We start from the raw sequence: 12,438 nt of genomic DNA, 5'->3' as shown, positions 1-12,438 counted from the left end.
CTACCAGGTCGCTGGTTCGCTGTTGGTCGGATTGCCGCCGATGATCTTCACCCAGTGCACGCCGTCGTAGCCGTTGTAGCAGTCGATCTCGACCGAGCCGTTGTTCGGGATGTTGATCGGGAAGCCCGCGTTGTTGGCGAAGTACCCGTCCCTGTCGTGGCACTCGATGCGATACGAGCCGCCGTTGAAGTTCGAGGTGTTGAGGACGTACTTGTGACAGCCGTTCCCGAGGCGGTTCGTCGAGCACCCGGCGACGAAGGAGCCCTTCGTCGTCCACGCCCGCGGCTGCGGCTCGGCGACGGTCGTCGCAGCGTCGCTCGCGATCGGCGACCACTGGCCCGCGGCATCCTGAGCGCGCGCCTCGATCGTGTGGCGCTCGCTGTAGCCGTAGTTGTTCGTGCGCGAGTTGGACAGCGCCACGTCCTGCCAGCCGCCGCCGTCGATGCGGATCTGCATCGCGGTGATGGCTCGGCCGTTCGGCGCCGGCGGGCTCCAGCTGAAGGTGATGTTGCGGCCGTCGGCGACCGCTCGGGCCACCGGTGCGCGCACCGGGCCGTAGGGCGTGGCCGCGTTCGACGGCGCGGAGGGCGGCCCGTCGTAGCGGACGCCGTCCATGGCCGTGTAGGCGCGCAGGCGCACGGTGTACTGGGTGCCGTTGGCGCCATTGCGGATGATGTTGTCGCCCGGCAGCGCAGCCCAGCCGCCGCCATTGAGCGAGTACTCGTAACGCAGCTCGCCGGCGTTCGCGCCGTTGCCGGCAGCCGGCTGATAGGCGATGCGGATCGTGCCGTCGCCGGCCGGCGTCGACGCCGTCACGCCCGTCGGGGCTCCCGGCGCCACGAACGCACGACGCGGTGCCGACTGCGCGCTGTCCGCGCCCCAGCCGGCCTTGTTGCGGGCCGCGACGGTGAACGTGTAATCGCTGGTGGACGCGTCGATCGCGAGCGCCTGCGAGGTCTGGCCGCCGGGGATGCCGGTGACCGTGCGGACGATCGCACCGCCGCGCAGCACGTTGAGACGGTACTCCGCGATGGCGTCGCCGTTGTTGGCCGGAGGTGCCCAGCTGACGCGCATCTGCGCCTGGGTTCCGACCGGGTCGAGGCGCTCGGTCGACGGAGCGCCGGCGGCAGCCGGCGGACCGGCCGGAATCTCGGAGGCCGACCACCCGCTCCAGCTCGACGGCTCCGGCGCGCGGTTGTGCGCCTGCACGCGCACCTGGTACGCGACGCCGTTCTCGAGTCCGTCCCAGACCGTCGAGTTGCCGGTCAGGGAGGCCTTCTGCACGATGCCCGACGGCGGCGCCGGCGAGATCTCGAGGGTGAAGGACTCGACGGGCGAGCCCGGGGTCGTCGGCGTCACCCACGCGATCTGCAGGCTGCGGTCGCCGAAGACCAGCGTCGGCGGGTTCGGGGTGTCGGGCCGGGCGTCGGGACGCGCGGTCTCGGACGGGGCGGACGGGTCCGAAGGCCCGACGCGGTTGATCGCGACCACCGTGAAGTTGTACTCGACGTTGTTCGTCAGCCCGTCCAGCGTGCACGTCGTCGACGCGCACACCTTCGTGTACCCGCCGGCGATGGACGAGACCTCGTAGCTCGTGATCTCGGCGCCGTTGTTGGCGGGCGGCGTCCACGACAGCACGACGGTGCGGTCCTGGACGCTCGAGACGCTCGGCGTGCCGGGCGCGTCGGGCTTGCCCTGCACCGTGAGCCGGATGCGTCCTTCGACCTCGCGATCGGGGTCGCCGGTGGCGTCCTGCACGCGGTAGCGCACCACCATCGTGCCGAAGAAGCTCTCGTCCGGCGTGACCTTCACCTGGTCGCCGGCGATGGTCGCCGACCCCGAACCGGTCTCGGTCACGACCGCGGTGATCTTCAGCGGGGTGTCGGCGAACGGATTCACGTCGTTGCTCAGCACCGGCACCGTCACGGTGTCGCCCTGGTGCGCCTCTTCGACGATGTCGTCGTTGGCCGTGGGCAGCTCTCGCGTGGACGCGGTGACCCGCACGGTGACCGTGCCCTCGACGGCGTCGGTCTCGCCATCGGACACCCGGATCGTGAGCTGCTCGATCGTGCCCTTCTGGGTGTCCGAGTCGGCGCTGACGCGCAGGTCCTGGCCGTCGATCGTGGCGCGCATGCCGTCGGGCGAGCCACCGACGATCTCGTAGCGCATGCCCTCGAGATCCTCGGGATCGGGGTCCGTGGTCAGGGCGAGCAGGTCGAGCGCAGTGGGGTCCTCGCCGGGCGCGACATCCATCGACCCGTCGGTGAACGCGGGCTGCTGGTTGTCGGGCGGCAGCACGTTGATCGGCATGGTCAGCGTCGCCTTGCGACCCGTCGGGTCGTCCGGCCCGTCGCCGTCGGTGACCTCGAAGGTCAGGGCGTCCTGCCCGAAGTATCCCTGCTTGGAGGTGTAGACGAGGGTGGTCTGATCCTTCACCAGCGGGGCGCCGTCGGAGTTGATCGCGCGGACCTTCGCGGCCTCGGTGATGACGACGTCGCCGCCGCCGGCCACCTGGACGTGCTCGCTCAGCGGGAGCTCGATCGTCTCGCCGCTCTGCACTTCGATCGGCTCGGTCGAGATCAGCGTCGGGGGCAGCGACGACAGCGAGGGCACGTGCAGGAACGCGGACGCCTCGAACCCGTCGCGGTCGGTGATCGTGTAGGCCACCAGGCGGTCGGTCTCGTCCAGGGTGATGCGGATGCTGCCGTCGCCGAGCACGCGGGCGGTGGGATCGTCCACCGTCACGGTGAGCTCGTCCACGGTGCCGTCGGGGTCCTCGTCGTTCGCGAGCACCTCCATGTCGACGCTCTCGTCCTCGACGTCGGCCGCGCGCACGTAGTCGTCGCGCGCGATCGGGCGCAGCAGCGGAACGTCCTCGTCGACCGTGATCTGCAGCACGGCCTTCGCGGTCGCTCCGCGCTCGTCGCGGATCGTGTACTGCAGCGACGTCTCGATCTCTTCATCCGGAGCGGTGACGATGACCCGGTCGCCGAGGACCTCGGCCTCGAGCCCGGCGACGTCCGGCATGATCAGGCCCTTGCGCACGAGCGAGAACTGGTCGCCGTCCGGGTCGGAGTCGTTCGCGGTCACCGGCACCGCGACGGTGCGGCCGGGACGCACGACGACGGCGTCCTTGGCCGCGTAGGGTGCCTGGTTCGCCGCCTCGCTCGGGGCGATGCCGATGCGGATCGACCCGGTCGCCTCGGCGCCGAGCCGGTCGCGGACCCGGTAGGTGAAGGCGTCCACGCCACCGGCGTCGGCGAACGCCTCGTACACGATGTAGTTGGAGCCGACTTCGACCACACGGCCCTGCTCGGGCGGCGACGCGACGCCCTCGAGCCGCACCGAATCACCGTCGGCGTCGATGCCGTCGAGGGGGATCGGGATGCGCACCTGGCTGCTCTCGAGCGTGCGGGCCACGATGTCGCGGGGCTTCGGTGCGGCGTTGGTCTCCGCGTTAACCGGCAGCACCTGGATCGTGACGTATCCGGCATCCTTCTGGCCGGTGCTGTCGATCGCCTCGTAAGTGGCGTAGACCGTCCCCGGCTCCTCCGAGGCGCGGAACCGCAGCTCGTCCTGCGAGACGAAGATGTCGCCATCCTCGGGGTCGACGAGCGGCTCGATCAGGTCCGGAGCGACGTGGATCGCGTCGCCGTTGGGGTGGTAGTCGTTGTCGAGGACCGGGATGTTCACGACGTCGCCCGCGCGGACCACGACCTGATCGTCGTTGGCCACCGGCGGCCGCAGCTGTGGCGGGGCGGGGATCGGGATCACGACGATCTCACCCTCGGCCGACTTCATGCCGTTCGAGACGCGGTACGAGATGCGCACCTGCCCGCCGAGCGCCGCCTGGTCGCTGATGCGGACGGTCTCGTGGTTGAGCACGGCGACCGAGACGCCCGAGTTCGGCTCCACGGTCACCGACTGCACCACGAGGATGCCGCCTGCCGGATCGGAGTCGTTCGTCAGGACGTTGACGAGCACCTGGCCGCCGCTGGGCAGCAGCGCGACGTCGCGCACGGCGACGGGCGGCAGGGTCGTGTCCGGGTCGGCCAGCACGTCCACGCGGACGAGGCCCTCGGCGTTCTTGGGACCGGCTGCCACGAGGTACTGCACGTAGTACGTGCCGGGCGCGTCGGACACGAACGAGAAGGTCTTGTTCGCGAAGTCGGGCACGATCGTCGCGCCGCTGATCTCGTCGACCCGCACCAGGCGCAGCTGCTCGCGGCCGGCGCTGGTGTCGTTGGCGAGCGGGGCGACCGTGGCGACCTGGCCGGCCTGGACGACGACGCGGTCCGCGTTCGTGATCGGGTCGGTCGAGCCAGGGGGCCGCACGTCGAAGCGCACGGTGCCTACGGCGGGGTCGGTGCCGTCGGACACGGTGATCGGGACGTCCTTGCGACCCTGCGTGCCGCCCACGGCGCGATAGGTGATGCGGCCGTCGGCGGTCGAGTCGGCCTCATCCCCCTCTGCGGGCGTGACCGAGAGCAGGAACACGTCGTCGCCGTCGGGGTCGATCCAGTCCGTCAGCACGTTGTACGAGGCGACGCCGCCGGACTCGACGACCACCGCCGGGATGCGCTTCTGCACCGGCGGCGAGTTCACGCTCCAGTCGCGCACGTTGACGGTGACGGTGCCGGTGTCGGTGCCGCCGCGGCCGTCGTCGATCTCGTAGACGAACGACGTGGCGCCGCTCGCGTTCTCGGGCACGGCGATCTGCAGCGCCGCGCCGTCGTTGACCGACGACACCTCTCCGAAGCCAGGACCGCCGTCGGCGACCGCGGCGACCAGGACGTCGCCGTCCGGGTCGGAGTCGTTGTCGAGAACCGGCAGCAGGGCGGTGCTGCCCGGACGCACGCCGAAGCTGTCGTCGGTCGCGACCGGCGGGACGTTGATCTCGGAACGCTCGGGGAGCGTCGTCTCGACCGTCTCCTCCGTCGTCTGCTCGTCCTCTTCCGCCTCGCCCTCCGGCGGGGTGATCTCGTTCCAGTTGTCGACCCGCTGCATGCTGTCGCTGGCCATCCAGGCCGCTCCGCCGATGACGTCGTTCAGCACGACGACGTCGCGGTTGACACGGAACCGCAGCTCCGACGCCGAGTCCAGGCCGTCGATGTCGGCCTCGAGGTCGTCGGCGTCTCCGACGCAGTCGCGGATGAACGCCGCCGAGCCCGCCCAGGCGGCATAGGCGCAGCCCTCGAGGAACACCGGCGCCGCCGGCACGCCTCGCGCGCCCGCCTGCTGACTCACGGGCTCCGAGCCGTCCAGCGGAATCCGCACCAGCGCGTCCGCAGTGGCCACCGTCACCGAATCGCCGTCGACGGAGGGCTGCTGCAGCACCGCATCGCGTCCGCCCTCGATCTCGGTGCGCCTGCCGTCGGCGAACAGCGTGCCGCTCTCGGCGTCGAGGATCACGGGCCGCGGACCGACGGCGGAGATGGACACCAGCGCGCCGGCCTCCAGCCCGTCGACGCCCGAGCGCGCCGTCTCGAGCGGAGCGCCCTCGGCGTCGGTGCGCACGGTGACCAGCTCTGCGTCTTCCGTGGAGATCGCGTACACCGTGCCGTCCGCGCCGACCGTCACGTCCGCCTTCTCTCCGACGTCGGTCACCGCCTCGGTGCCCTCGATCTCGAAGGATCCGATCGCCGCAGCCGGCACGACCCAGAGATCGCCGGATGCGGGGTCGAGGATCGCGACCGTCGGGCCGCCGAGCACGACCTTCGCACCACCGGGGATGTTGGCCGACTCGGTGAGGCTGACCATGGCGGGGTCCACCGCCGTCACGCTGGATTCGGTCTGGTCGACCACGAGCACGTTGGCGCCCGCCTGCAGGATGTCGTACTCGCCGCTGGTGGTGCGCAGTCCCCCGTCGAGCACCTGGGACTCGTGGTTGAAGTGCCCCACCAGCAGCGCCGACTGCTTGGTCACCCAGACGCCGCCGTCGTTGAGGTCGACCTCGGTCGTCGGGTTGCCCTCGTAGACGAATGCCATCGTCGTGATGGCCACCGCCGCCGCCGTGAGGATGCCCGTGGACGCCACAGCCCGAGGGCGCGAACGGAGCCACGCGAACGACTTCATGGCGGCGTCAGCCTCCTCCGGCTTTCAGGCATACGGGCGGGCGCATGGACAAAGACGTTTCAGCCTAACCCGGGAACGGCGGACTTCCCCTGGCCAGGGGCCCGATCCGTCCAGGCTATTCCGCGGCCCGGTTGCGCCCCATGGGGACAATCACCCATGACGCCGCTCAGGCGCCGACATACTCCCGGAGGTGCTGGGCGGTCAGGCCCTTCCCGCTCGCGACCAGCTCGACGGGCGTCCCCTCGAACACGATCGTGCCGCCGTCGTGACCGGCTCCCGGGCCGAGATCGATGATCCAGTCGGCATGTGCCATGACAGCCTGGTGGTGCTCGATCACGATGACGCTGTTCCCGGCCTCGACGAGGCGGTCCAGCATCCCGAGCATGTTGTCGACGTCGGCGAGGTGAAGACCCGTGGTGGGCTCGTCGAGAACGTAGGTCGCCCCCTTCTTCGCCATCGAGATCGCCAGCTTGAGGCGCTGGCGCTCACCGCCGGACAGCGTGTTCAGCGCCTGGCCGAGCGTGATGTAGCCGAGGCCGACGTCGATCATCCGGGTGAGGGTGGTGTGGGCCGGTCCCTTGGTGAAGAAGTCCGCCGCCTCGGCCGCCGACATCGCGAGCACCTCGGCGATGTTCTTGCCGTCGAGGGTGTACTCCAGCACCTCGTCGCTGAAGCCGCTGCCGTCGCACGTCTCGCACAGCGTCTCGACGGTCTGCGTGAAGCCGAGCGTCGTGATGATGACGCCCAGGCCTTTGCACGCCACGCACGCGCCCTCGGAGTTCGCGCTGAACAGACCGGGCTTGACGCCGTTCGCCTTCGCGAATGCTGCGCGCACCGTGTCGAGGATGCCGGTGTAGGTCGCCGGGCTGCTGCGCCGCGACCCCTTGATCGGCGCCTGGTCGACCACGACGACCTCGTCGAACTGCGGGACGTTGCCGTGGATCAGGGAGGACTTGCCGGAGCCGGCGACCCCGGTGACGACCGTCAGGATGCCGAGCGGGACGTCGACGTCGACGTTCTTGAGGTTGTGCTGGGTCGCCCCGCGGATCTCGAGGGCGCCCTTCGCCGAGCGGGTCGACGGCTTCAGCTGCGCGCGGTCGCCGAGGTGGCGCCCGGTGATGGTGCCGGAGGTGCGGAGGCCGTCGACGTCTCCGGTGTACTGGATCTCGCCGCCGTGGCGCCCTGCGCCCGGACCGAGGTCGACGATGTGGTCGGCGATCTCGATGACTTCGGGCTTGTGCTCGACGACCAGCACGGTGTTGCCCTTGTCGCGCAGCAGTCGCAGCAGGTTGTTCATGCGCTGGATGTCGTGCGGGTGCAGGCCGGCCGTCGGCTCGTCGAACACATAGGTGATGTCGGTGAGCGCCGAGCCCAGGTGGCGGATCATCTTGGTGCGCTGCGCCTCGCCACCCGACAGCGTGCCGGAGGAGCGGTCGAGTGACAGGTATCCCAGGCCGATGTCGACGAACGACGCGATCGTCTGGCGCAGGCCCGCCATGAGCGGGGCGACCGAGGGGTCGTCGATCGTGTCGAGCCACGCCGCCAGATCCGAGATCTGCATGGCGGCGGCATCCGCGATGTTGACGCCCTTGATCTTCGACGAGCGCGCCCCCTCGTTCAGTCGCGAACCCCCGCAGTCCGGGCACGCGGTGAACTTGATCGCCCGGTCGACGAAGGCGCGGATGTGGGGCTGCAGCGCATCGCGGTCCTTCTGCAGAACCGACTTCGTGAGCTTCGGGATGAGCCCCTCGTAGGTCATGTTGATGTTCTGGATCTTGACCTTCGTAGGCTCCTTGTAGAGGAAGTCCTCGCGCTCCTGCGCGGTGTAGTCGCGGATCGGCTTGTCGGGGTCGAAGAAGCCCGACTCGGTGAAGCCGCGCACCATCCAGCCGTCGACGTTGTAGCCGGGAATGGTGAGGGCGCCCTCGGACAGCGACTTCGAGTCGTCGAACAGCTCGGCCAGATCGATGTCGCTGGCTTCGCCGAGGCCTTCGCAGCGCGGGCACATGCCGCCGGTGATCTCGAACGAGCGGCGCTCCTTGACGGGCTTGCCGCCCTTCTCCATGGTCACCGCGCCGGCGCCCGACACCGACGGGATGTTGAACGAGAACGCCTGCGGCGACCCGACGTGCGGCTGGCCGATGCGGCTGAAGAGGATGCGCAGCATCGCCTGGGCGTCGGTCGCGGTGCCGACCGTCGAGCGCGAGTTCGCGCCCATGCGCTCCTGATCGACGATGATCGCCGGGCTGACGTTCTCGAGCGCATCGACCTCGGGGCGGTTGAGCTGGCCCATGAACTGCTGCACGAACGTCGGGTAGGTCTCGTTGATGAGCCGCTGCGACTCGTTGGCGATCGTGCCGAAGACGAGCGAGGACTTGCCCGAGCCGCTCACGCCGGTGAAGACCGTCAGCCGTCGCTTGGGGATCTCGACGTCGATGTTCTTGAGGTTGTTCTCGCGGGCCCCGACGACGCGGATCTTCTCGTGGGAATCGGCGATGTGGGGAACGGATGCCTCGGCCATGGGGTCCTCTCGATCGAACGCGACCCTACATTGTGCCCGTCATCGCGGACACCGCGCTTCCTCGATCCTGCTCGACCCCTCAGGTGGCGCGCCAGCAGCCCGCGACGTGGTCGTCGACCATGCCCGCGGACTGCATCAGCGCGTACATCGTGGTCGCGCCGACGAAGCGGAACCCGCGCTTGCGCAGCGCCTTGCTCATCGCCTCCGACTCGGCCGTCACGGCGGGCACGTCGGCGAACGACTCGGGACGGCGGTGGGATGCCGGGGCGAACGACCACAGGAACGCGTCGAGCTCGCCCGGCTCCAGGTCGAGCACGAGCCGTGCGTTCGAGATCGTCGCGAGGATCTTCGCGCGGTTGCGGATGATCCCGGCATCGAGCATGAGGCGCTCGACGTCGGCCTCGCCGAACCCCGCCACCGTCTCGGGGTCGAAGCCGGCGAAGACCTCGCGGAAGCGGGGTCGCTTGCGCAGGATCGTGATCCACGACAGCCCGGCCTGGAAGCCCTCGAGGCTCAGCTTCTCGAAGAGGGCGCGGTCGCCGTGCAGCGGCATCCCCCATTCCTCGTCGTGGTAGCGGCGATACTCCGGGTCGTCGCCGACCCACGCGCAGCGCGCGATGCCGTCGGGGCCGAGCCGGGTGTCCGAGATCACCCGGTCAGCCTAGGCGGCGGTTGCGACGTCCGACGTGCGAGATCAGGTGCGAGGCTCGCGCAGGTACGACTGGATCTCGTCCGTCCCGACCGCGGCGCCCGGAAGCGGAGTGCGGTCCGCTCCGGCGCGCAGCCCGTCGAGGAACACGACGATCTGACGCGACACGATCCGCTCGCGGGCAGCGTCGGGGAGATAGCCGTAATCGCCCAGACCGAACGCGGCGAGGCTGATGTCGTTCGCCTCGGCGTCGGTGCGCAGCATCCCCTCGTCCTGCGCGCGCCTGATCACATCGGCGACCAGAACGTCCCAATCCGCGCCGTGGCGCAGCGAAGGCTCGAGCTCGGCCATCCGCCGGATGATCCGCGGGACGGCCGGACGCGACAGGGTGAGGCGGGCGATCCCGGTGACGAGAGCGACGACGCCATCCCAGCCGGTCGTCCGCGTCAACATGTCGTCGATGACGGTCTGCTGCTGCGCGGTGTGCCGCTCGTACAGGGCGCGGACGACATCGTCGACCGACGCGAAGCGGCGGTACAGAGTGGCATTGCCGACACCGGCCAGCCGGGCGAGCTCGCTCATGGACAGCTCCGGATCGTCCCGGGCGAAGTACCGCTCAGCCGCGGCCAGGATCTGATCGCGGCTGCGCTGGACCTCGACGCGCTCGGCGCGAATGCGTTCGGCGGCAGCCTCCACGGCTCCCAGCGTACGCTCGCCGCGGACCGCCGTCCGGGGACGGACGACGCGAAGCCCGATTGACCACGGTCGGCCGGAATCCCCAGCGGCCGATCATCCCCAGTGTTGCGCGCGGTGTGCCGCACACCACAGTGAGTGGCGGCACGATCGAGCTCCGCGTCGGTTGTCCCCGGAGTGAAGCTAGCCCACATTGCTATCCGGACACAAATCCCCAGTTAATGTTCGGGGGCGCTACCTCTTCTTGAGCGACTTCTCCGAGACGGGCGCCTCCCCCGAGGCAGCCAGTGCGGCGTAATACTCGCGGGCCTCGTCCTGCCGCGCCTGCTCCGCGCCCGAGGCGATGGGAGCGCGAACGTGCTCGGGCGCGAAGCCGTAGGCATCGACGAGGTCCTGCGCGTGAGGGCGCAGGCGGGCGGTGAGCCGGTCGATGTACCGCGAGACGGATGACGCGCGCTGCGCCGACAGCCGTCCGTTGATGAGGTACCAGGCCAGGTGCTTCTCGATGAGGTGCAGACCGAAGAGGTCGCGCAGCCACGTCATGACGTGCTTCGTACCCTCGTCGGCGATGCCCCGGATGCCGTCGGTGAACGCCTCCCACTGGAGCAGCTCACCGTGGGCGCGCGCAGCCTCGATCAGCTCGGCCTGGTGGCTGTTGAACAGCGCCGCCGCCGCTTCCGGCGAGAGCTTGGAGGCGGGGCGGAGGGCAGCGGCGACATCGGACACCATCTGCTCGACCCGGCCGGCGAGCAGGTCGTGCTGCTGGTCCTCGCGCAGGCCCAGCTCCACCGATCGAGCGGTCGAGCCGAGGTCGGCGACGGACTGGCCGAGCTGGCGGAGCCCCGCGCCGTGGAACAGCTTGCCGGCCGTCTGCTTGGCGGCGAAGCGGGCGAGGGCCGCGGCATCCTTCCCCTTGAACTGCTGGGCGAAATCGGACAGCAGCCGCTTGCCGACCAGCTGGAGCAGCACGTTGTTGTCGCCCTCGAACGTGACGTAGACGTCGAGGTCGTGGTGCAGGCCCACGAGACGGTTCTCGGCCAGGAACCCGGCTCCGCCGCAGGCCTCGCGCGCCTCCTGGATGGTGTCCAGCGCGTTCCACGTCGACAGCGGCTTGAGCGCGGCGGCGAGGGTCTCGAGGTCTTCGCGCTCCTCGGCGGTGTCGGCGCGACCCGAGAACACTCCGTCGAACTTCTGCAGCAGCTCGTCGTGGGCGAAGAACTGCGCGTAGTTCTGCGCGAGCAGCGGAAGCAGGCGCCGCTGGTGCTTGCCGTAATCCAGCAGCACGACCTCGGCGCTGCCGGTGCCCGAGTCGAACTGACGGCGCTGGTTGGCGTACGTCAGTGCGATGTAGAGCGAGAGGGCGGTGCCCGTGGTGGCGGCGCCGTCCAGCGACACGCGGCCCTGCACGAGAGCGCCGAGCATCGTGAAGAACCGGCGGCCCGGGCTCGGGATCTCGCTCGAGTACGACCCGTCGGGGGCGACGTCGCCGTAGCGGTTGAGCAGGTTCGTGCGCGGTACGCGGACCTTGTCGAAGTGCAGTCGCCCGTTGTCAATGCCGTTGAGGCCGCCCTTGACGCCGTCGTCCTCGCCGCCGATGCCGGGGAGGAAGTTCCCCTCCTCATCGCGCAGCGGCACGAAGAAGCAGTGCACGCCGTAGTTCACGCCCCCGGTGATGAGCTGCGCGAACACGGTCGCCGCCTTGCCGTGCAACGCGGCGTTGCCGAGGTAGTCCTTCCAGGCGCCGCGGAACGGCGTGTGGATCACGAACTCCTCGGTCGCGGCGTCGTACGTGGCCGTGGTGCCGATGGCCGCGACATCCGATCCGTGTCCGGTCTCGGTCATCGCGAAGGCGCCCGGCAGGCTCATGTCGGCCACTGCTCGGAGCCACTTGTCGTGGTGCTCCTTCGTGCCGAGCTGATAGATCGCCGAGCCGAAGAGGCCCCACTGCACGCCCGACTTGATCTGCAGGCTCGGGTCGGCGAGCACGAGCTCCTGGAACCCGGCCAGGTTGGCGCCGTTGTCGTTCAGGCCGCCGTACTCCTCCGGCAGTGCGCGGCGCGAGCCGCCGTGCTCGACGAGCAGGTGCAGCTGCGTGAGCGTGCGCTCGCGGTGGTCGGCCATCGACTGGCCGTCGATCCGCCAGAAGGCCGGGTCTTTGATCATCTCGCGGGCCTCGCGGCGGGTCTCACCCCACGTCCCGAGGAGCAGATCGGTCACCGCCTCGACGTCGATGCGGGCTTCGGATGCCTCTTCCGGCGTGTGCGGAGCGGTCGGTGCACCACCGGCGGGCGTGCGCTTGGAAGTCGAGGGCTTGTGGGAGCGGACGGCGGCGTCGGCCATGGCGTCACCTCTCGTGTCGGAGACGGAGCGAATCGAGTTTCACGGTAGGACTCCCACAACACCGGACCAAACGGGTTGGAGCAGTCCCACAACTCGGCGCCGTGGTCGCTCGACCGTGCGTTGTGCTTATCCCACACCCCGTCCCGAAGGCCGGAAGATG

The 12,438-nt window shown here is 69.8% G+C and carries 5 protein-coding genes; all 5 read right to left on the bottom strand.

Annotation, left to right across the window (positions count from 1 at the left end; translation table 11 throughout):
- Positions 1–6,075, bottom strand: coding sequence for an Ig-like domain-containing protein (locus ASD56_RS05465; RefSeq protein ID WP_055962174.1), 6,075 nt, complete (start codon positions 6,073–6,075; stop codon positions 1–3).
- A gap of 166 nt (positions 6,076–6,241) precedes the next feature.
- The gene (locus tag ASD56_RS05460) at positions 6,242–8,596 is read right to left on the bottom strand and encodes an ATP-binding cassette domain-containing protein (RefSeq protein ID WP_055962171.1); all 2,355 of its coding nucleotides are present in this window, start codon (positions 8,594–8,596) and stop codon (positions 6,242–6,244) included.
- 79 nt (positions 8,597–8,675) lie between these two features.
- Positions 8,676–9,245 (bottom strand): DNA-3-methyladenine glycosylase I, encoded by a 570-nt coding sequence (locus tag ASD56_RS05455; protein ID WP_055963724.1) that lies wholly within the window; start codon positions 9,243–9,245, stop codon positions 8,676–8,678.
- Between the two features lie 45 nt (positions 9,246–9,290).
- On the bottom strand, positions 9,291–9,941 hold the full coding sequence (locus ASD56_RS05450; RefSeq protein ID WP_055962168.1) for a TetR/AcrR family transcriptional regulator: 651 nt from the start codon (positions 9,939–9,941) through the stop codon (positions 9,291–9,293).
- Positions 9,942–10,172: 231 nt separating this feature from the next.
- On the bottom strand, positions 10,173–12,278 hold the full coding sequence (locus ASD56_RS05445; protein WP_055962165.1) for an acyl-CoA dehydrogenase family protein: 2,106 nt from the start codon (positions 12,276–12,278) through the stop codon (positions 10,173–10,175).
- Positions 12,279–12,438: the final 160 nt, after the last annotated feature.

It is taken from the genome of Microbacterium sp. Root166 (genome assembly GCF_001427145.1).
GTDB lineage: Bacteria > Actinomycetota > Actinomycetes > Actinomycetales > Microbacteriaceae > Microbacterium.
The sequence above is the reverse complement of the archived record's forward strand: the minus strand, read 5'-3'. Positions and strand labels throughout refer to the sequence as shown.